19 protein-coding genes are annotated in these 20,128 nt (G+C 55.1%); 11 read left to right on the forward strand and 8 right to left on the reverse strand.

What is annotated here, in order from left to right:
* Positions 1–97: 97 nt before the first annotated feature.
* The 7 genes from IEN85_RS16410 (at position 98) to IEN85_RS16440 (ending at position 7,885) form a co-directional block, all read left to right on the forward strand.
* A complete protein-coding gene (locus tag IEN85_RS16410) occupies positions 98–1,240 on the forward strand; it encodes an IS110 family RNA-guided transposase (protein WP_224772532.1) in 1,143 nt (380 codons plus the stop codon).
* A 68-nt stretch (positions 1,241–1,308) separates the two neighbouring features.
* A complete protein-coding gene (locus IEN85_RS16415) occupies positions 1,309–2,829 on the forward strand; it encodes a capsule assembly Wzi family protein (RefSeq protein WP_191618190.1) in 1,521 nt (506 codons plus the stop codon).
* Between the two features lie 188 nt (positions 2,830–3,017).
* Positions 3,018–3,260 (forward strand): hypothetical protein, encoded by a 243-nt coding sequence (locus IEN85_RS16420; RefSeq protein ID WP_191618191.1) that lies wholly within the window; start codon positions 3,018–3,020, stop codon positions 3,258–3,260.
* Between the two features lie 6 nt (positions 3,261–3,266).
* Complete coding sequence (locus IEN85_RS16425) at positions 3,267–3,695, forward strand: TA system VapC family ribonuclease toxin (protein WP_191618192.1); 429 nt, start codon at positions 3,267–3,269, stop codon at positions 3,693–3,695.
* Between the two features lie 308 nt (positions 3,696–4,003).
* Positions 4,004–6,484 carry an SLBB domain-containing protein gene (locus IEN85_RS16430; protein WP_191618193.1) on the forward strand — a complete coding sequence of 827 codons (2,481 nt, stop codon included), beginning with the start codon at positions 4,004–4,006 and terminating at the stop codon, positions 6,482–6,484.
* Between the two features lie 47 nt (positions 6,485–6,531).
* On the forward strand, positions 6,532–6,903 hold the full coding sequence (locus IEN85_RS16435) for a four helix bundle protein (RefSeq protein WP_191618194.1): 372 nt from the start codon (positions 6,532–6,534) through the stop codon (positions 6,901–6,903).
* 43 nt (positions 6,904–6,946) lie between these two features.
* On the forward strand, positions 6,947–7,885 hold the full coding sequence (locus IEN85_RS16440) for a Wzz/FepE/Etk N-terminal domain-containing protein (RefSeq protein ID WP_191618195.1): 939 nt from the start codon (positions 6,947–6,949) through the stop codon (positions 7,883–7,885).
* Between the two features lie 204 nt (positions 7,886–8,089).
* Here IEN85_RS16440 and IEN85_RS16445 read toward each other — a convergent pair whose 3' ends face one another.
* From IEN85_RS16445 to IEN85_RS25015, 3 genes are all read right to left on the reverse strand, one after another.
* Positions 8,090–9,385 carry a nucleotidyltransferase family protein gene (locus IEN85_RS16445; RefSeq protein WP_191618196.1) on the reverse strand — a complete coding sequence of 432 codons (1,296 nt, stop codon included), beginning with the start codon at positions 9,383–9,385 and terminating at the stop codon, positions 8,090–8,092.
* Positions 9,386–9,400: 15 nt separating this feature from the next.
* Positions 9,401–11,377: a nucleoside-diphosphate sugar epimerase/dehydratase gene (locus IEN85_RS16450; RefSeq protein ID WP_191618197.1), complete on the reverse strand. Its 1,977-nt coding sequence runs from the start codon at positions 11,375–11,377 to the stop codon at positions 9,401–9,403.
* Positions 11,378–11,843: 466 nt separating this feature from the next.
* Entirely contained in the window at positions 11,844–12,368 is a 525-nt protein-coding gene (locus tag IEN85_RS25015; RefSeq protein WP_425503174.1) for a lasso peptide biosynthesis B2 protein, read from the reverse strand.
* Positions 12,369–12,503: 135 nt separating this feature from the next.
* Between IEN85_RS25015 and IEN85_RS16460 the strand changes: the two genes are divergently transcribed.
* Genes IEN85_RS16460 through IEN85_RS16475 form a run of 4 tightly spaced genes read left to right on the forward strand, consistent with a single transcriptional unit; the run spans position 12,504 to position 14,732 of the window.
* Positions 12,504–13,418 carry a hypothetical protein gene (locus IEN85_RS16460; RefSeq protein WP_191618200.1) on the forward strand — a complete coding sequence of 305 codons (915 nt, stop codon included), beginning with the start codon at positions 12,504–12,506 and terminating at the stop codon, positions 13,416–13,418.
* Positions 13,406–14,260 (forward strand): sulfotransferase domain-containing protein, encoded by an 855-nt coding sequence (locus IEN85_RS16465; protein ID WP_191618201.1) that lies wholly within the window; start codon positions 13,406–13,408, stop codon positions 14,258–14,260. The genes IEN85_RS16460 and IEN85_RS16465 overlap by 13 nt, the downstream gene beginning before the upstream one ends.
* Before the next feature lie 35 nt (positions 14,261–14,295).
* Positions 14,296–14,568 carry a PqqD family protein gene (locus IEN85_RS16470; RefSeq protein ID WP_191618202.1) on the forward strand — a complete coding sequence of 91 codons (273 nt, stop codon included), beginning with the start codon at positions 14,296–14,298 and terminating at the stop codon, positions 14,566–14,568.
* An 11-nt stretch (positions 14,569–14,579) separates the two neighbouring features.
* Positions 14,580–14,732: a hypothetical protein gene (locus IEN85_RS16475; protein ID WP_191618203.1), complete on the forward strand. Its 153-nt coding sequence runs from the start codon at positions 14,580–14,582 to the stop codon at positions 14,730–14,732.
* 1 nt (position 14,733) lies between these two features.
* Here IEN85_RS16475 and IEN85_RS16480 read toward each other — a convergent pair whose 3' ends face one another.
* The 5 genes from IEN85_RS16480 to IEN85_RS16500 all read right to left on the reverse strand — a co-directional run bounded on the left by IEN85_RS16480 (position 14,734) and on the right by IEN85_RS16500 (position 20,054).
* Entirely contained in the window at positions 14,734–16,611 is a 1,878-nt protein-coding gene (locus IEN85_RS16480) for an asparagine synthase-related protein (RefSeq protein ID WP_318186628.1), read from the reverse strand.
* Positions 16,612–16,698: 87 nt separating this feature from the next.
* Complete coding sequence (locus tag IEN85_RS16485) at positions 16,699–17,355, reverse strand: VPDSG-CTERM sorting domain-containing protein (RefSeq protein WP_191618205.1); 657 nt, start codon at positions 17,353–17,355, stop codon at positions 16,699–16,701.
* A gap of 438 nt (positions 17,356–17,793) precedes the next feature.
* Positions 17,794–19,332, reverse strand: coding sequence for a pyridoxal-phosphate dependent enzyme (locus IEN85_RS16490; RefSeq protein ID WP_191618206.1), 1,539 nt, complete (start codon positions 19,330–19,332; stop codon positions 17,794–17,796).
* Positions 19,311–19,490, reverse strand: a complete 180-nt coding sequence (locus tag IEN85_RS16495) for a hypothetical protein (protein WP_191618207.1) — start codon at positions 19,488–19,490, stop codon at positions 19,311–19,313. Before IEN85_RS16495 ends, IEN85_RS16490 begins: the two co-directional genes overlap by 22 nt.
* Before the next feature lie 174 nt (positions 19,491–19,664).
* Positions 19,665–20,054, reverse strand: coding sequence for an RNA-binding S4 domain-containing protein (locus IEN85_RS16500; protein ID WP_224772686.1), 390 nt, complete (start codon positions 20,052–20,054; stop codon positions 19,665–19,667).
* Between the last annotated feature and the right edge of the window lie 74 nt (positions 20,055–20,128).

Genomic DNA, 20,128 nt, shown 5'->3' on the forward strand with positions numbered 1-20,128 from the left:
CCTTGTAGGTTCCCCACCATTGATTTCCAGCTTTTTGAGCCCTTCCGAGAATGAGTCCATAACTCGTCGGAGGAAGGGCTCGAAAAGCCCTCTGCAAATGGCATTTTCAGAGGATGCCAGGATCGTTCGAACCGGCGGCCACCGGTCCGAACGCGTTTCGAGTGAGATCAATCTGCGTCCGGAGCCCTCATTGAGCGAGCTCAGCGCTGAGCAGCGATCCCTCGAAGCGACCTGGCTTGGATATCAAACAGTTGAAAGAGCCCGTCATCAAAGACGCGAGCTCACCTCTACAAGACAGATACAAGCCATGAATCCCACCGAATACGACATTATCGCAATCGACATATCGAAAGATACACTTGAAGCGCTCAGCGACAAGCGAAGTTTCAGCGTATCCAACAAAGCAGACGCCCTTAGCGAGCTGACCGACCACATCGCCACCTTCAAGACGCCCTTGGCCGTCTTCGAGGCGACCGGCGGATACGAGCGAATCCTCATGCAGCAACTCCTCGCCAAGGGCCTCCCCTTCGCCAGGGTCAACCCGGCTCGAGTGCGACACTACGCCAAGAGCGAGGGGGTCAAGGCAAAGACCGACCCCATCGACGCGCGCATGATTCGCAACTTCGCGAAAGAGAAGAACATACGACCCCAAACGCCTCCCTGCGAAAAACGCCAGCAGCTCGCCGCCCTGCTCGACCGCAGAAGCCATCTGAGCGAACAGCTAAGCCGCGAGAAAAACCGGCGGCAAAACAGCGATCCTCTCATCCACCCATCCATCGAGCGCATGATCGCGATCGTGCAGAACGAGCTTGAGACGATCGAAGAGGACATCAGGGAGCTCGTCCAAAGCGACGCGAAGATGCGCTCCCAGCAAGGCATCGCCCTCTCGGTCTGCGGCGTGGGCGAAGTCACGGCTTGGACCCTGCTCGCGCACCTCAGCGAGATCGAGTCCCTCAACAGGAACCAGATCGTCGCCTTGGCTGGAATCGCCCCCTTCAACGACGACAGCGGAAAGACCAAGAAGAAAAGACGCATCCAAGAGGGTAGAGCCAAAGTCAGACGGTGCCTCTACATGGCGACCAAAACTGCTGCGGTGCACAACGAAGTGATAAGACCTTACGTCCAGAAGCTCAGGGACAAGGGCAAGCCGTACAAGTGCGCCATCGTCGCTGGAATGAGGAAGATGCTCATACACATACAAAGCCTGTTCAAAAAACTTAACTTACAGCTTGCTCAGTGACACAGTTGCTCAGCGGTTAAAAAAACTTTGCGTCCTCCGCGCTCTTCGCGGTTAAGAAAAGCCTTCACATGCAAAAGCTCCTTCCACTCTTCGCCATCACCCTCGCCACTAACGCATTCGCCTCCCCCCGCATCGAGTCGGATTCCATCACGAGCCGGCACGACATGCAGCTACTGCGCGACAACGGGGCCATCGAGAGCGCGGTGCTAACGTGGCCCTGGCCCCTCGGACGAGACGCCCTCGGCGATCATCAATCGGCAATCGGTGATCTCGAATCGATGGCTTTCCCGCTGTCTCGGATGGAATCAGTCTACTCGGAAGCAAGCGAGTTGGGCTTTCGCCCCACCAAAACCTCGCTTTCCCTCGCGTCTGATACGCTCCCTTTCCGGTCCTTCGGCTCCCAGCCACGCGAGCAGTTCGAAGCCTCGCTGTCGCAGTCCTGGCTGAGCGAGTGGTTCGCAGGGAACGTCAGCCTCACTTACGCGGACAATCCCCTTGACGGCGACGAGTTCCGACTCGACGGGACCTATCTGGCAATGGCATTGGGCAACTGGTCTTTCGGCATCGACCAAGTCGACCGTTGGTGGGGCCCGGGCTGGGACGGTTCGCTCATTCTCTCGAACAACGCTCGCCCCGTCCCCGCCCTCTCACTCACGCGCATATCGCCGGACGCCTTTGAAAACAAGTGGCTTCGTTGGATCGGTCCCTGGACCTTCACCACCTTCATGGGGCAGCTCGACAACGACGAAGGCGAGCGGCCTGGATCGGATGCTCGGCTCTTCGGCATGCGCATCGACTTCACCCCCTTCGGCTGGGAAAACCTCGATATCGGACTCAGCCGCACCGCTCAATGGGCTGGGGATGGGCGTCCTGGAGATTTGGATACGTTCTGGCGTCTTCTCATCGGAGAAGACAATCGCGTCAATGGAGTCACTTTCGAGAACGAGCCCGGCAACCAATTGGCGGGCATCGACTATCGTTTGAGAATCCCTGGGTGGAACCTCGCCCAGTACGCCCAACTCACCGGCGAAGACGAGGAAACTTACCTGCCCGACGCCAACATGTTGCTGGCCGGCCTCGAAACCTGGGGTGAGCTAGAATCAACGAACGCAACCTGGCGCGCCTACTTCGAATGGGCCGATACCCGAGCCGGATACTTGAGGCGCGATCCGCGCCCTGATCGCGATTTTAACACCGCCTACAACCACGGCATCTACCGCTCCGGCTACCGCCGCAAGGGAAGAGCCATCGGCCACGCCATGGACGGCGACGGCGTCATGCGCTCCATCGGCGGCTTCATCGTGCAGGAAAACGGCAATCTCTGGGGAGCTAAGTACCGCAACTACTCCCTCAACCGCGACGGCCGCGGCCCTCACTCCATCACCATCGATCCAGTTGAAGGAAGCTCGATCGAAGTGTTCGCGGAACTAAATGACCTCACCTTTCTACCTTTCGTCAGCGATCAGCGATCAGCCATTAGCCATCCGAAGCTCACCTTCGGAATCCACTACATCGACGAAGAGAATCAGGTTACGGGCGAGAGCGATTCCGATCTCGGAGGACATGTGTCGATCGTCACAAGTTTTTAGTTCGACTGTCGCCGAAATTGAAAACTGCAGATTTCGCATAGAAGATTAAGCAACCGCCGAGGACGCTAAGCTCGCGGGGAGCGATTGAATGGTTCTAGCAGACAAAAGGAGCAGCAGTTCAGACCAGGAGCAAACTAACGAACGACCCAAAACTTGACCGCCACCCATATTCCCATACACTCACCCATATGAAAACGACGATCGAACTTCCCGACGAACTACTAGCGGAAGCCAAGGCCGTGGCTCTGAAGCGAAAAACCACGCTTAAGGAAATAATCACCAAGGCCTTGCAGAGGGAAATCTCACCTTCAGCCAATGTCGACGACGACCTGTTCAAACTGGATGAATCGGGCCTACCCTACCTTCCAAAGCGAAATACCAAAGTAACGAACCACATCGTAGCCGAGCTGCTCGAAGAGGACTGTTTCTAGTTTCTCATGGTCCATCTCCTAGACGTCAACGTCATGATCGCGCTCGTCGACCAGGACCATACCCACCACAAGAAAGTGAAATCTTGGTTCAAGCATAACCAAAGCTCAGGATGGGCCACCTGCCCTCTGACTGAGAATGGATTCATTCGAATCCTATCGAATCCGAAATATCCGGGGAACGCGGGCAATGCACAACAAATCACTCGTCTGCTTCGAATCCTAAAATCCAACCCCGGTCACCAATTTTGGTGCGATAAAATCTCGTTCACCGACTTTCGAGGGTTCCAGCTTAACGGCACTGCAACCCACAAAGCAATTACCGACTTTTACCTGTTGGCCCTCAGCACCCTATACCAAGGCAAACTCGCCACGCTCGACCAACGCATCGATTCAAGTCAAGTAAACGGCGGAGAGGCAGCCCTTGCGCAAATTTAATACTTAAACGCCCTTCAACGATCCCCTGCACGGTCGAGGGGCTTCACTAGAGGACGCGGTACCAAGTGCCCCGCACGACAATTGAGAAGCAAGGCGACGAAACATTCGCAGAGAAAAGAGACTTCATTCCCAATGTCTAACTGAATCAAGAACCTCCAAACTCCGCGCTCTCAGCGACCTCCGCGGTTAAAAAGAGAAGCCTTTGGCGAAATTTAGCGTCTTTGCTACGCCATCTCCGCAGTGCTCCGTCGCGGTAAAAAAAACTTTGCGTCCTCCGCGATCTTAGCGGTTAACCTTCACCCTTTCCCATGAAGTTGCTCAATCCACTCCTTTTACTCGCCCTCGCCTTCTGCGCGGCAACCGCCTCGCAGGCGCAAACGCTCTCCGCCGAACAGCAGGCCAAGCTCAATTCCCTCCCTGCTCCCCTGCGAGCCCAAGCCATGGACGAGCTGCGCAAGTACCAAGCTCAGCAATCCAGCAGCAATGCAAGCCAAGCCTTGGAAACGCCAGAGGTCGTCAAGAAGAACGACGCAAAACCCAAAGAGGGAGACGAACAAGTAGAGGAGGAATTCGACGCGGCCGACAAGCTCGCCGACGAAGAAGAAAAGAGCGAAGCCAAAGTCGTAAAAACTGAGCTCAAGCAATTCGGCTACGACCTTTTCGAAGGCTCTCCCACCACCTTTGCCCCCGTCACCGAAATCCCCGTCCCCGTCGACTACGTTATTGGCCCAGGCGACCAGGTCCGCATCCAATTTTTCGGTAAACAATCCGCCTCCTACGATCTCTACGTCTCGAGAGACGGCGTACTGCAAATCCCCGACCTCGGGCCTATGTCGGTGGCAGGACAGAGCTTCAACGAGCTCAAGACTACCATCATCGAGCGAGTGAAGGAGCAGATGATCGGAGTAGAGGCCTTTGTCAGTCTCGGCGAACTCCGCTCCATGCGCATCTTCATGTTGGGCGACGTCAACCGCCCCGGTGCCTACACCGTCTCCTCCCTCTCCACCATGACCAACGCCCTCTTCGTGAGCGGCGGGATACGCCCCATCGGCTCCCTGCGCAACATCCAGCTCAAGCGGGCGGGCGAAATTGTAGCGACGCTCGACCTTTACGAGCTCTTGCTCAACGGCGACACCTCTTCCGACGCTCGCCTGCAACCGGGTGACGTCATCTTCGTACCGCCAGTTGGTACACTGGTCGGCATCGCTGGCGAAGTGCGACGCCCTGCCATCTACGAAATAAAGGAAGATACTAGCATACAAAGAATCTTCGACATGGCCGGTGGGCTCACCCCCAAGGCCTATCCCTCCATCTCGCAAATCGAGCGTATTACCCCTAGCGGCCTGAAGGAACTCATCGATATAGACCTAAGCGCTAGCGGACAACGCTCCGGCTTGGTGGAAAACGGTGACATCATCCGCATCTTCTCAGCTCTGGACCGCGTAGAAAACTTCGTTCGCCTGCAGGGTGCCGTCGAACGCCCCGGCGACTATGCCTGGAGCGAAGGGCAAAGGGTTTCTAGCATCATTCCCCACGTAGAGCAGCTGCTTCCCACCGCCGACCTCGACTACGCCTTGGTTGTATCCAGAAACCCAGTTACCGGCGTCACCACCACACGCTCTTTCAGCCTCGAACAACTCTTCCTGCAAAAAGACAGCAAACACGACCTGCTGCTAGAGCCTAAAGACCGTATCATGATCTTCGATGGAACTAAGGAAGAGCGCGATGGCCTCGACCAGGTAGTAGCACGACTGAAAGCCCAGAGCACCAGCGAAAATCCGCAAAAGGTCGTGAGCATCACGGGGCGCGTGCGTCACCCCGGTGAATACCCGCTCGATCGCTCCATGAATGTCTCCGACCTGGTACGCGCGGCCGGCGGTTTCACAGAAGACGCTTACACCCTGCAAGCCGAGTTGATCCGCTACCAAGACAACAACAAGACCAACCGCGATTCCCTGCTCATTCCCGTAAGCCTTGCTGGCTCCTTAAGTGACAACGCAGGCCAGCAAGACATTGCCCTGCAAGAGTTCGACCGATTGAACGTGAAGCGCGTTCCCGAATGGACGGAACATGAAACCGTGATCATCAGCGGTGAAGTAAACTTCCCGGGAAGCTACGTGATAGAGCGCGGCGAAACCCTTTCTCAAGTAATCGAAAGAGCAGGAGGGCTAACCCGACTCGCCCATCCTGAATCTGCCATTTTTCTGCGTGAGAGCTTGCGTCTAACCGAAGCGGCCAACCTAGCGAAACTGCGGGAACGCCTCAGCAGCGACATCGCCGCGGCTTCCATCCAAAGCGACGCCATTTCCTTAGACGGCGTAGAAACCGCCCAATCCCTCCTCGACCAACTGGAAAACACTCAAGCAGTCGGGCGCCTCGTCATCAACCTTCCCGACATCCTCGATGGCTTGGAAGATATCACAGTCATCGATGGCGACGAACTCATCATCAAGCAACGACCCCAAGCCGTTACCATCATCGGCAGTGTCAACTATCCCACCTCCCATCTCTACCAAGGCGGCCTCAGTCACATCGACTATATCAATCTTTCTGGCGGACTCACCAAAAAGGCCGACAAGAAACAAATCTATATCGTAAGAGCCAATGGCCAGGTCATCACCGAACAAAAATCCCGTTTCTTCCCCAAGGGAGGAACCATCATCGAAGCGGGCGATACGGTAGTGGTGCCGATTGATGTAGACCGCGTAGCACCGCTCAAGCTCTGGACCACCACCAGCCAAATCTTCTACCAAATCGCCCTCGGCGCCGCCGCCATCAACTCGTTCTAGCGACACAGCGTGTCGATTGAAGATCGTAGATTCTAAATTTAAGATTGATGGCAGCTTACCAATTCTTCGAAGAACTCCCTATTTGGCAGGAAGCAAGAGAACTTGTCCGCCTTATTTACAAACTCACCAAGCAAGAAGAATTTTCGAAAGACTTCGGCCTAAAAGACCAGATCCAGCGTGCTGGAGTGTCTATTATGACAAACATAGCCGAAGGGTTTGAGAGACGTACCACAAAAGAATTCCAGCAGTTCCTCAACTACTCGAAAGCAAGTTCAGGCGAGGTACGCTCACTATCGTACGTTTCGTTGGATCAAGCGTATGTAACCGAGGAGCAATTCAATTCTATTCGCGAATTCACCTTGCAACTATCTAGGTCCATCACCGGATTCGACCGCTACCTCGGCCAGTCGAACCACTGATCAGAACCAATTTTCAATCCTCAATTTTAAATCTTCAATCGCAATGAACGAAGTGAATCCACCAACTCCTCCACCGTATCCACAATACCCTTACCCGCCAGAAGAAGACGAGCTCTCCTTGATCGACCTCTGGAATATCGTCTGGAAGCGAAAATGGCCTTGGCTGACCTTTGGTCCCCTCTTCGCAGTGCTCGGTATTTTCTACGCCCTAAAGCAGCCAGAAATTTATCGCGGCGAAGCCACCCTGGTACCCAACTCCGAAGAACAAGGCGGCGGTGGACTGGCCGCCCTCGCCGGACAATTCGGAGGCCTGGCGTCCATGGCAGGCATCAATATCGGCGGAGGCGGATCCACAGAGACTGCGATCGCCACTTTAAGATCACGCCATTTCCTCATGCCCTTCATCGAAAGCGAAGCAGCGCAAAAAGCGATATTTGCCGACGAATGGGACGAGGAATCGAAGTCATGGACCGTATCCAAAGAGCGGAGACAGGAAGACAATCGGCCTACGAAGCTCGAAACCTACGAGCGATTCACCAAGGAGTGCCTCAACGTCTCGGAAGACAAAAAGACTGGCATCGTAACCCTTGCCGTAGAACTGCAAGATCCGGAGCTGGCAGCCGCATGGACTAACCAACTGGCGGACCACCTCAACGCTCACCTGCGCGAGCAGGCCAAACTCGAAGCAGAAAAGAACCTCGAGTATCTAAACAAACAGATCACTGAAACCCGCGTACTGGAAATTAAGGAGTCGCTCTACGGCCTGATCGAAAGCCAAACCAAAAACGCCATGCTGGCCAACGCGAAGGAGGACTACGCCTTCAAGGTCATCGACCCTGCGGTCACCCCAGAAGAACGGGTACGTCCCAAGCGGGCCCTCATCGTCGTCGCCTCTGGAATGCTAGGTGGATTTTTCGGCCTCTTCCTCTGCTTCGTACTGCATTTTGTACAAACGGCTAAGCGGCAGGAATCCAAAGCCTGAGAGGTCAAGTTTATAGCCAATAGTGGCGGGAGCATCTTGCTCCCGAATTAACCAACTTCATACGCGACCTAGAAGGTCCCGCCACTCTGCCTATGGTGGCGGGAGCATCCTGCTCCCGATTCAACCGAATGCATTCGCACATTCAGCAATAAGGCTCGCTCGGAGATCGAGCCCTACCTTGCAACCACCAGAGCAAAGGTTCCTTTACTTATTTCGCCTACGGTGCACGAGCAGCCTCAGCTGCTCTCGACCCCAGAAAACAGGCCCAATAACTAAATAGAGAAAACTCAGAGATCGCGGCAACTTGACCTTCTCGTAGGCGGGCGGCCAAACGAGCAAGGTTGAAATATGCCGCAGCTTTTCTCCAAATCCTCCATGCAGCGTCAACAACACCCAGGAGCGGCGCACCATGTTGGAAAACGTTCCTGAATACTCATCTTCAGCCAATAGCTGCTGCAGACATAAAGAGCTGGCTAAGAAAGGTGATTTTTCAGCACGGCTGGCCTTCCGATCTGATCCACCCCTCGTGGTGCCTAAGCTCCACTCTAGCGACTTCAACAAGGATCGAACGAGCTCCACCACACGCGAAGGCGGTCTACGATCTTCGCTTCTTAATTCCGGTGGCCGCAATGAAGTGACACTCGCACGAGATTGTAATTCAGCCCCCCGCCCTACAGCGCAAAAAGAGGAAGAGGCAGCATGAGCTACGGACCTGCCAGATCCCGCTTCCCTGATGAGTTTCACATCTAGAAGCCATTTCAATCGGTTCCAGCAATGGGAAGCCCCATGCATTGCTAGATAACCAATCAGGTGCCCCTCACCCAGCGTACTTACCTCCTCGCCCGAAACAGCAACTCTTTGCTTCGAAGCAAAGAGTTGCTCGATCGGAGTATTGATTAAGACATCATTTCTCGAAAGCCGCCAGTGAAGCTCCACCCCCATTCCATCCTTAGTGAGGTGAACATGATACAATCGCGTCCAAATGGGATCTTTGAGAGGTTGGGATGCTATTCCGAGGAGGTCCTGCTGCTTGAAGCCTATACTCGAAAGAACCCGAATCGCATCAGGAATGTCGCTCGACCGCACCAGCATATCCAAATCGTTACAATGCCGCTGTGTAGGGTCTCCGTACAGCAATTGGCTCAGCACCGGGCCTTTGAGAGCGATAAAATCGACTTCCTCTTGTCGCAAGGCTTTGCTGATCCTCAGAAACTCAGCCAGCAACGCAAGCTGGCGGAGCTGCAGTCGCCGCGCTGTTGTATCCAACTCGACTCGCAACTTTGGGGAAAGGCGTTCCCACAGCCCCATTCGCTTGAGCGCCGCGCAAAATACTACATGCACGCGGTGCCGAGCCAGTAGCCCCTTTAGCTTCGCCTCGTCGATACCTCCAAAATCGAAATCCCCCGGTCCACCGTGGCCATGTCGTGTCCCCGCACCAAATCCGAGCGTTAGCGCGATAAATCGAAACTCCGCAGGCAGCTCGCTTCGATCGACTCCCACTACTTAACAGTCGACCTATGCCGAATTCCCCTTGAAGGAAACCAGCTTGTCGCCGTTCAAGCTGGCCCCATCCTTTCGATACGCCGAACCTACTTCCGCATGCGAGGGAGCCCAAGTCGGGGCGGAGTAATCAGGCACATACTCAGGAACAAAACTGTGCAGCTTGCGCTTCAGGGCATTGTAGTCAGAGGAGCGGAGCAATGGAGAGAGTTCCTTGAGGAATTTTCGGACCTCTGCCTCGTTGGACTTACGCCCCGTAAAGCGGAACACCTTCTTGTTTTCCGTTAGCTCCAAGGTTTCCTGGCCATGCTGCAGCTCCTCGTAGAGCTTTTCGCCAGGGCGCAGGCCCGAGAAAACGATGTCGATGTCCTCTCCTTCGCGCAAGCCGCTCAACTTGATCATCTGCTTGGCGAGATCGTAAATCTTCATGGGCTCGCCCATATCCAACACAAAAATCTCTCCCCCCTCCGCGTCGACCGAGCACTCGAGCACCAAGCCAACAGCTTCCGGAACCGTCATGAAATAACGAGTGATCTCAGGATGCGTTACGGTAATCGGACCGCCTTCTTCGATTTGACGCTTGAAAGTCGGAATCACGCTGCCTGAAGAGCCTAACACGTTTCCAAAACGCACCGCAACGAATTGCGGAATGCGAGTGGAATCTTGCAACGACTGCAGGAAGATCTCCGCCAATCGCTTGGAGACCCCCATCACGTTGGTCGGGTTGACCGCCTTGTCGGTGGAGATGAATACAAAACGCTCCACCTCGTACTTGATAGCCAGATCGGCGAGCAAGGCAGTACCCAAGGTATTGTTGCGAATCGCCTCACCCGGCTGGTGTTCCATCATGGGAACATGCTTGTGGGCAGCCGCATGGAAGATGACATCCGGCAGGAACCCACCCATCAAAAAGTCCATGCGAGCTTCGTCCGTGATATCACCAATGAAGGCGTGGGAGGCGACGTCGGGGAACTCAGACTTCAGCTTCTGTTCCGTCTGAAAGAGCAGGTATTCCGCACGCTCGACCATTAACACCATGCTGGGATTACACTGGGCTATCTGGCGACAGAGCTCGCCTCCGATGGTCCCGCCCGCTCCGGTGACCATAACCACCTTCCCAGACAACTCACCAATGACTTTCTTGGAGTGGAGTTTGATAGAACGGCGTCCGAGCAGGTCGTCTATTTTGACAGGGCGAAGCTTGTCCACTCGCTTGCGACCTGAAGCCAGGTCTTCCCAGGAGGGTACGATCTCCACCTTCATGGAAAGCTTGCTGGCCTCCTCAGTGATCTCCCGAATCTTGGAGGGGCTGGCAGCGGGCATGGCCACGATCAGCTTGGTCGCTCCACAGCCCATATTGGTATCGCAGGCCTTGGAAATCGAGCTGTAGACTTTGAGCCCGTGAACGTTCTTGTCCCACTTGAAAGGATCGTCGTCAATGAAGGCCACCGGCGTGAGGGGACGATGTCGCTTGCCCATCAGATCAGCTGCCAAGGCTGCGCCGGTGTGACCCGCTCCATAAATGACAACCCGATGCTGGTCGCTAGGATCGGACAACACCCGAACGCCTGTACGTTTTTCGCGATAAATACGGAGGGATGTGCGAAAAACGCAGAGGAGGCTTACCGAGATAAAATAGTCGAGGATGATAGCGGCCTTGGAATGAAGGATGCCGAATTGGGTGTAGAACGAAGCGATGAAAAATAATACGCTTGGGACACCGAAAGCAGCTCCCACCCGGTAAACGTCCGGCAAACGGAAAAAGGTCAGCAGACCACGATACTGACCAAAAAAGTAGAGGGAAACCAGCTTGATGGGAATCAACCAAAAAACCGTGGCCCAAAGCATGCCTGCCGTTGCATCTGAGATCGTGAAGTCATCCCTGAACTCAAACGCGAGTGTGAGGCTCGCCACGCAGATGAGCGAATAAATCGCACTGAGCAGCGTTAGACGACTCAACTTATGGACCCGCATATTGAAATTGGTTTTCATCGGCATGAGGAGGCAGTGCGTGGATAGAACGCGAATCTTTGATCGCGAGCCTAAAAAGACAAAGAGGAGTCGAGATTCGCAACCTTGAGGATTTCTACGTAGATACGAATGTCAGTCACACGTGGGATTCAAAAAAAAGCAAGCCATTTGCTTCGTTTTGATTGCAGATGTAGGCCCAAAACAACACCCGTCGAAATCATCCCCATCCGAGTAGGATAAAGGCCTTTAGGGGGTCACACTTACCATGATTACTCCTCATCTCAGCCAATCCCAACCATGAGCGCGATCGCTGGTGGCACAGGAGCCGCACCGTAGCCGTTTCGCATCTAGACTTGGATCGAATAGCCCAGCCCCACGAACTGCATGGCCCGTTTTTGGAAAAAAAATGGCATGGCGATACGTAGCAGGCGAATCTGCCTCCACCTCTGAATTGAACCTCTAAGACTTCCCCAAAGAGAGCTGAGGACTACAGCAGCACAACTTCGATTCTCCGCTCAGCCCCATAAGGCTCGATCCGGATACAAGCAGAACCAAAGGTCGCAAGCTCCTTGAAACCAAGTTCAGAAGCCTTCCCTCCCGTGATAGGATTTCCCAGCGATGCGGTCCAAGCGTGCGCTCGCACCTTGCCGATTTCATCCTCTCTCACCCCTATGCCTACAAAAAGAGGCAGAGATCTCCTCCAAAACAGGAAACTGGCCGCCAAGGCTTGATGCAGGCAAAGAAATCGACAAGGGAGCAACTCAGAAGCCTGGGCGATTCTTACGGCTATTCCACGCGTCAAGCGGGGGTCATAGAAACTGAGTCCGCACCGGCCCGTCCCAAGGGTTCGTAGGACGAAAAAAGGCAGTGAAACTGGCGAAAAACGAACAAGCAGCTTGGCCGCTAGTAGCGCTAAGCAAACCTCCATCCCCTCCAACGTTGTGTCGCTTCTCACGAACTTCCTCTTGCAAAGAAACCGAACCAGCCTTGAACAAATAACAGTCACTTTCATCCATACGACCTTGGCTCATCTACTCATGGGCAATGCAACAGCCTCTTACCTACTAGTTCTATCTGCTCCAGCCAAGGGACTTATGCCTGCAGAGTTTTAAGGCCATCGGCAACAGATTTCGTGCTTCATTCCTCTATGTCATTCGCCTACAGAGCGTTCGGACTCACCATCCAATCCGAGATCCAACTGCCTCTCCTCCAAAACGACAGCGACAGCCCGGACATCGAAATTCGTTACGGGAAGTGCCCTCAAAACCTTGGCAAGGCGACCAAACACGGTTTGAAATTCGAAGCGAACTCGGACGAATTCCTCCTGAAAGTCGATGGGTGCGCCGACTATTATGTGACGGAGGGAAAGAAGGTAACGATACAGCCAAGGGACAAGTCAGAGTCCGCCGAATCAATCGTTTCCCTTCAACTCCTCGGCCCCGTGATCGCAGCGTTGCTGTTTCAGAGAGAAGAGTTGTTTTTGCTCCACGCAAGCGTGGTGGCACGGAACGACAAGGCATTTGCGATCGCCGGAAGATCGGGATCCGGAAAATCCACCTTGGCCACCGCCTTGCTAGATCTAGGCTTCCAATCTCTGGGCGACGACGTTTGCGCCCTTTCGTTTGACGCTAACGCTCGCCCGTACGCCCGCCCCTCCATCCCATCTGCGAAGCTGTGGAAAGATTCCATCGAACTCCTCGGCCTGGAGCCAGAGGGACTGAAACGGATCGCGCCAGCCATCGAAAAGCTCCACTTCCCCCTCTTCGATCGTTTTTCGCGGGTAGACACCCCTCTTGCTGGGATCTACCTGCTGACAGGAGAACACGGATTGGGTGACATCCTCAGTCCGCTCTCCGCCATCGAGGGCCTATCGGCGATAAAGGAGCACCAATTCCGTAAGATAATTGCCACGGGGGAATCGCAGCAACGGCATATCTTCAGCAGAAGCGTGATGCTTGCAAACGCTACGACCATCAAATCCACACACAGAGGCCCCAAAGGCACTACCCTAAAGGAACTCGCGACGCACATCCTGAATGACACCGAGCGATGGGAAAGATAACTTGGATCGCATCCTATCCGAAATCAGGGAATACTTGGTTACGCACGTTTCTAGCAACCCTTGGCACCTCCGGGAGCGACACCAAATTTGACAGACTCCAGTCAATACCAAGCGCCACATCGAGAATGCGCCTCGAAAAAGTGATGGGATTGGACACAAGCTGGATGCGGCTGAATGAAACAGAGGCGATACTTCCCGACTTTTTCAATCACTTGGCGGCCAAAACCGAGGGAACTCTCTTTTTCAAAACGCATCACGCTTTCTTGACCAACCAGAGCGGAGACTGGATCCTTCCACAGGAGGCGACACAAAAAGCGCTTTATCTGGTGCGAAACCCAATGGACGTCGCTGTTTCCTTCTCCTACCACAATGGGCACGAAGACTTCGACAGAACTATCGATCTGCTAGCCGACCGCGACGCCACCCTAGCCCATCAAACCGACCGATTCACTCATCAGCTCCCGCATAGAATCAGCAGTTGGAGTAACCATGTTGCAACCTGGCGAAACTCACCGATAAGGCCCTTAATCGTCCGCTACGAAGACTTGCTGGCCGAACCTTTCAAGTGTTTCGCCAATATAACAGAGTACCTCGAAATAAGCGCCACGACGACAACTCTCGCTAACGCGATTGAACGCTGTCGATTCGAGAAACTGAAACAGGTTGAAGAGGAGGTCGGATTCCACGAACGTCCCCCAAGCTCGAGAGCATTTTTCCGAAGTGGGAAATCTGGCGACTGGAGGAACCATCTATCCGCCAATCAAGTCAGCCGCATTGTAGACGCGCACCATATCCAAATGCAAAAGCTCGGTTACCTTGACGCACTCGGGAACCCTCGATAAGCACAGGGTCAACAAAATAGCAGATGCCGCTCCCCATGCACTTTCAAAGATCGAAGGAAAACGTTTCATGCAAACTCGAAGACGACACCGTCGTTCTCGACCCCAAAACCGGAGCCTACTTCAGATTAAACTCCGTAGGTGCCCGCATCTGGACCCTTATCGATCAACCTGCGGATCTCTCAACCATAGTCGAGACCCTCCAAGGCGAGTACGAAATCACGCGAGACAGATGCGAGCATGAATCCCTCGCATTCCTAGAAATGCTAAAAGAAAAAGGGCTGCTTGCATCCGATGCGTCATCAACTTAAAGAAGCTGACCATGGCAAATTCCAACCACTCAGACCCAGTCGAAGAATCCACTGCTCCCTCGAAGAAAACTTGGACCAGTCCCGTCTGCGAGGATCTCGATGATATCAAGATCGAGGGCGGAGGCATCCCAGGCGGTCCTGAGGATACGACTTTTACGTCTTAATTCAGGCCCTAGCATACCTTCGAAGCATCACGCTTATACCGAGCGACTGCATAAAACGGTACCGTCCGACAGGGTCCAAATCCTCTAGGCCCAGTGCCGCCTCACGAAATTCGGTCAGGTTTAACCAAGATAAATCGATCCCAGATTTCTCCAAGTCGCGCACGTAATTGCGGACCTCTCGCCCAGAACTTCGAAAATAATCCGCGACCCAAGGAATAGCAGGAACTTGCTTCAACTCTCCCCAGCGGATGCGACTGGGAAGTTCAGGCATCGCTTTCCGCAGCGGATACCTGCCAAACCCATCCCTTCGCAGCAAGCGGAGGGGGAGTTTCATGCAGAATTCCATGAGAGTTCGGTCCAACATCGGATAGCGAACCTCGATTCCAAATCGAGACGCAACCTCGCAACTTCCAGGCAGTCGACCACTCGCAAGAAAACCTTCGCTCACGCCGAAGATCCGCTTGCCACTGAAGTCGAGAGAGGCGTAGTAGCTTGAAGACTCCTCCAGCAGCTCGGTCACGATGTCTTTGGACAGGATAGAATCCGACAAGAATTGATTCCCTCCAAGTAAATAATTGGATCTCGACCGTCGCTTGAAAGAGGACAAAGGCATCAGGGAGGAGGCCAGCCGTGCCAATCGTTGCCGTGTACTTGTCAAACGACTGTCGAGCATTAGCTCCCTCGCAAATCGGATCCAATCGCCGCTTCGGAACCAGTCTCGATAAATCAAGGCATTCGCGGTACTGACCAGGTCGTCGCCCCCGGCGCCCGAGAGCAGGCAATGAATGCCCGCCGCGCCTGCTTTTTCGTACAAGGCTCGAGAGTAGACGCCCCACTGGTTCCATAGACCACCGCCCATTCCACTACTGGAAGCAGAAAGGAAGTCGATAAAGCCGCCTCCGTCCTGATGAATTTGGCAGGGAGAGGGGATCCCAAAATGGCGAACGTTGGATTCGACTAGCTCGAATTCCCGACCGTAATCGCCCGCTCTCTCAGAGCTCCTTTCTGACAACACATGAGAGTAAGAATGGACCTGTTTCGGAGAAAATCCACAGGCGATCGCAGCGGCGACAATTGATGAACTATCCAAACCTGCGCTCAACTCAAAGCCAGTCCGATCCGCTCTCCCCAGCCTCAGTTTGACCGAGCTAAGAAAACGCTCCCGGAACCCTTCTAGGCAGTCAGAATCAGAGAGCGATGAGTCTTCCCCCGGCTCGAGCTGCCAATAGCGGCTCTTGTGAACGCGACCATCCGAAAAACGGACGATCGAGGCAGGGGGGACCTGGGCCACACCCACGCAGGCTGTCAGCTCCAAGCTTTTCGGCCCGTAACAGCGCGTGGAGCTGGCGGCCAACCACCTCGGATCCAGCTCGAAAGTGCCGCGCCTTTGACCGACGAGCTCTTCAAAGCTGCTCCCAAACAACAGCGTCTCCCCATCGATCGAGTAAAATAAGCTCTTGGCACCCACCACATCCCGCACCAGCAAAACCTGGTTCTCGAGATGATCGACAATGCAAAACGCGAAATCCCCCAAAATCCGGTGGGCAAACAGGTCCCCCCACTTCCGATAGGCCATCCAGACGAGTTCACAATCCTCGACTGGTTTCTCTCTCTTCGAGCAAACCAGCAGCTCTTCCAGTTCCCTTCGATTATCGATTCTGCCCCCCCCTACGACGATCCAATCGACATCAAAAGTTGAACGCTCACGCCCAAAGGCGAGTCCAGTCGAGGTTCCTGAAAAACGGCAGCTCACACCTTCGCTTCGAAACCAAGAACGCCCCACATCAAACTCGATTTCGGGCGCGGGTTCCATGTGCTTCCGCAATAGCCCGAGCTGAACGCTTCCCCCAAAGCCTATCATCACGGGTGAGCAAGCCATGAATAACCCCGCAACTGAGCCAAGCTGAGCGACAAAAAAAGCATGCCTTCAAAGGCATGCTTTTTTGTTTGAAAGTAAAGAGGCGAGTTAACGCAAACGGGAACGGCGAGCAAACACGAGAAGGCCTGCGATAGAAAGACCCAGCATGCCAGCGGTCGCGCCAGCATCTGGAACAACGTTCGCTCCGAGGTAGGCAGTCGCAAGTTTCACCGAAGTGTTTTGATCCAAGTAGGTCTCGTCCAGTCGGACTACCCAGCTTACCATTCCGTCCGTTTCGATATCGACCTCAAGCTGAGCTTTGAGAGTCGCAAAGTCAGAAGTCTGGAAGGATATCTCGAACAAGCCTAGATCCGGCTCGACTGCGTCACCAGTTGTGGAGAACACCGGACCGCCAACAACGAGGTTGTTGAGGTAAGACCCAATGTTGAATTCAGCTCTGTTCACCGCCACTTGGGCATCTCCCACGAAATCGCGGAAGATAAAGCCAACAATAGCTTCAGAAACATCCGTGCCCACGTTGTAACCGTCTCTGTTGTAGGCGTCATTGTCGCCCTTGATGCCATTGCCGCCGGTGACGAGATTGAAGACGCCTCGGGCTTCCAGATCATTGAGACTCAGCGTCTCGTTTTGAAAAATGATGTGACGGTACTGCGCTTCCTTTAAGGTGATTGCGGATGCACTACCCGCGAAGGACGAAAGCGAGGCCGCGACCGCAAATAGCGAGATGAATAGTTTAGATTTCATGATGATGTTGTTTGGGTTTCGCAGTGGGATCTGCTGGATGAGAAAACAATCGCTCAAAAAAACTCCCTCAGCAAGCAACTCACCTTCAATAACTTATCTCTCAGCTTCCCCCTGATAGGGGTGATAGGGGCCCATTGTGCCATTCCTCTAGGGCACATGAGGAGCAGCGCTCAACGATTTCGTAAAAGGCGTGTTAACTACCGGCTTTTACATTCCTTTAACCGCCATTTTTCAGGATTCTTTACACTTTGCGGCGTAGATCCCTCGCAATCTAAGGGATCAACGCAAGGCCTCGTTCCTACCAAAAACACAATCGCTTGATTACGAAATACTTAACAGCAAAACAACCCCTATCAGGGAAACCCTCACAAAGGCATTTTTAAAGCTCAGCCGACCTATCCCCCGATCGACGATCCCGCTTTCGCGATCGGCAATCCTTTACACGATTCGCCTCAGGGCATCCGCCGAGATTTCCTTCGCGTAGCGCAGCACTGTGTCACGTTCCAGCACAGCCTCGCAAAACGCTGAGCGAGCCGCCTCGTTGGCGAAGTCGAAACCGATCAGGGCCCGCCCCACTCGCTCGCCGGTGTAGTTGTAATTGAAGTAGACGATACTGGCATCTTGGCAGTTGTTGCCCAAGAACTCCTTCAAGGCTCCCGGGCGCTCCGGAAACTCGATGCGGATGAAAAGCGGCCTCACCAGCATCGAGGCATCGTAGTGGATGATGCGAAACTCCACGTCTTCCTGGCCGGTCGCGTCCTCGTAGGGAATCCCTAGCCCCTGCAGGCTTTGCTCGAACAAGGCCAACACCTGCGGCATGGCGTCTACCCCGATCACCGGCTTAGCGGAACGCCCCTGTACTGCACCGTGCTGAAACTCCACGATGTTCACCCCCTCCGGAAAAGTCTCCAAAAGCGAAAGCAAAGCGCCCGGTCGTTCCTCGATCTCAAAGCGATAGTACTTGCGATGAGCCGAGCCGATCCCCGCGTGGCGAACGATCCAGGACAGCTGCCCGAAGTCCATGTTGCCGCCGCACATGATGGTCAGCACTCGCTTGCCGCGACAGCGCTCCCGCTCCTTCATCCAAGCCGCTAGGCCCATGGCCCCCGCCGGTTCCGGGATCGCCCGCAAGCGCTCCCATAGCAGCTGCACTGCGGCGCACACCTCGGCATTCGTCACCGTCACGAATCGGTCCATCAGCTTCGCGCAAAACTGGCTCGTCAAATCGCCCGCTCGCTTGACCGCGGTGCCGTCGCAAAAAACGTCCAAGTAATCGAGCGTCACGGGACTGCCGTTTTTCACCGCGGCCGCCATCGACGCCTGATCCACGCCCTCCACTCCCACGACCTCGATCTCCGGATAGTAGCGCTTGAGCCAGCAGGCCACCCCCGCGGCCATGCCGCCGCCACCGATCTGAAGGTAGACCACGTCAAAGGCTCCAACTCCCGCCATCACGATCTCGTCGGCCATGGTTCCCTGGCCCGCGATCACCGCCATGTCGTCGTAGGGGTGCACGAAGGTCTGGCCCGTTTCCGCAGCCAGAGCCTTGGCCGCAGCGGAGGCCGCATCGTAGGCGTCCCCTTCCAGAATCACCTTCACTGCCGCGCCGCCGATAGACTTCACCGCCTCCTGCTTCATCAGCGGAGTCGAGCGCGGCATGTAGATCGTGGCCGTCGTTCCCAGCTTGCGGGCCGCCAGGGCAACGCCCTGGGCATGATTGCCAGCCGAGGCGCAAACGACGCCCCGCTCCCGCTCTTCATCGCTCAGCAGCTTCATGCGGTTGTAGGCCCCCCGCCATTTATAGGCGTGGATGGGCGAGGTATCCTCCCGCTTTACGTAGACTTCCTCGTCGGTGCCGAGCTCCAGCTTTTCCAAGGGCGTCGCGCCCGCCGCTTCGTAAACCCGGCGGCGAGCCGCCAGAGTCTCGTTGAACAAGACTTCCAAATCCGCTTCGCTCACGAGTAAAAGGCTCCCCATAGGCTCATGAAGAGGACCGTGCCGATCCAAGCCGACCCAACCGCAAGCGGTCCCAGCTCAGGCATGCCAAACCACAAAACCACGGAAAACCCAGTCGCTACCGCGACCGGCAAATAGATTGTACGAACCTTGCTCGGTTCCTTCGGTTCCTCGTCCATGTGAGGCAACCTAGAACGCCCCATCAGAAATCCAATGCCAAAAATGGGAGAGGCGTAGACTACCTGACGAGATGGTGGGACGTCCGTTCCGTGGACGTCATCTTTCGCTCCACGCGCCCGCGGAGCGGTCGCGCCACCTTCCGCCAGCCCAGCGCCCCAATCGCAATGCGGTCATCAATCACCGAACAGGCGATCCATATCCCGGCGCTCCCGCTTGGTCGGCCGGCCCGTTCCAGCCGCTCGCTTGAGCACCGTTTGAGCCAGCGTCTCCCTCCTCACCTCCAAACGCTCCGGCGGCGTGAGGTCCTCCACGAAATTGGCCACCACCTTGGCTCCCACCCGCTTGAGCAAGAGCCCGACCACGCGGTACTCGCGCAGGACGCCGTCCTTCATGACCTCGATCGTCTCGCCTACCCGCACCGGACGCGAAGGCTTCACGTTTTCGCCGCCGATTTCCACCTTGCCCCCCTTGCAAGCCTCCGCCGCATCGCCCCGCGTCTTGAACACTCGCGCCGCCCAAAGCCAGCGATCGACGCGCACCTTTTCTAGATCCTTCGCTTCCAAGCCTTTTAGATAGAAAACAAATCCCCGCCCTCGCCACTCTTTTTCCTTCCCATTTCCGCCGGCCCAATACCAAT

It is taken from the genome of Pelagicoccus enzymogenes (genome assembly GCF_014803405.1).
GTDB lineage: Bacteria > Verrucomicrobiota > Verrucomicrobiia > Opitutales > Opitutaceae > Pelagicoccus > Pelagicoccus enzymogenes.

Bases quoted from the DNA above. Each gene is read 5' to 3' on its own strand.
- IEN85_RS16410 (WP_224772532.1), top strand. From the start codon at position 98: ATGGCATTTTCAGAGGATGCCAGGATCGTTCGAACCGGCGGCCACCGG.
- IEN85_RS16415 (WP_191618190.1), top strand. From the start codon at position 1,309: ATGCAAAAGCTCCTTCCACTCTTCGCCATCACCCTCGCCACTAACGCA.
- IEN85_RS16420 (WP_191618191.1), top strand. From the start codon at position 3,018: ATGAAAACGACGATCGAACTTCCCGACGAACTACTAGCGGAAGCCAAG.
- IEN85_RS16425 (WP_191618192.1), top strand. From the start codon at position 3,267: ATGGTCCATCTCCTAGACGTCAACGTCATGATCGCGCTCGTCGACCAG.
- IEN85_RS16430 (WP_191618193.1), top strand. From the start codon at position 4,004: ATGAAGTTGCTCAATCCACTCCTTTTACTCGCCCTCGCCTTCTGCGCG.
- IEN85_RS16435 (WP_191618194.1), top strand. From the start codon at position 6,532: ATGGCAGCTTACCAATTCTTCGAAGAACTCCCTATTTGGCAGGAAGCA.
- IEN85_RS16440 (WP_191618195.1), top strand. From the start codon at position 6,947: ATGAACGAAGTGAATCCACCAACTCCTCCACCGTATCCACAATACCCT.
- IEN85_RS16450 (WP_191618197.1), bottom strand. From the start codon at position 11,377: ATGAAAACCAATTTCAATATGCGGGTCCATAAGTTGAGTCGTCTAACG.
- IEN85_RS25015 (WP_425503174.1), bottom strand. From the start codon at position 12,368: ATGAAAGTGACTGTTATTTGTTCAAGGCTGGTTCGGTTTCTTTGCAAG.
- IEN85_RS16460 (WP_191618200.1), top strand. From the start codon at position 12,504: ATGTCATTCGCCTACAGAGCGTTCGGACTCACCATCCAATCCGAGATC.
- IEN85_RS16465 (WP_191618201.1), top strand. From the start codon at position 13,406: ATGGGAAAGATAACTTGGATCGCATCCTATCCGAAATCAGGGAATACT.
- IEN85_RS16470 (WP_191618202.1), top strand. From the start codon at position 14,296: ATGCACTTTCAAAGATCGAAGGAAAACGTTTCATGCAAACTCGAAGAC.
- IEN85_RS16475 (WP_191618203.1), top strand. From the start codon at position 14,580: ATGGCAAATTCCAACCACTCAGACCCAGTCGAAGAATCCACTGCTCCC.
- IEN85_RS16480 (WP_318186628.1), bottom strand. From the start codon at position 16,611: ATGGCTTGCTCACCCGTGATGATAGGCTTTGGGGGAAGCGTTCAGCTC.
- IEN85_RS16485 (WP_191618205.1), bottom strand. From the start codon at position 17,355: ATGAAATCTAAACTATTCATCTCGCTATTTGCGGTCGCGGCCTCGCTT.
- IEN85_RS16490 (WP_191618206.1), bottom strand. From the start codon at position 19,332: ATGGGGAGCCTTTTACTCGTGAGCGAAGCGGATTTGGAAGTCTTGTTC.
- IEN85_RS16495 (WP_191618207.1), bottom strand. From the start codon at position 19,490: ATGGACGAGGAACCGAAGGAACCGAGCAAGGTTCGTACAATCTATTTG.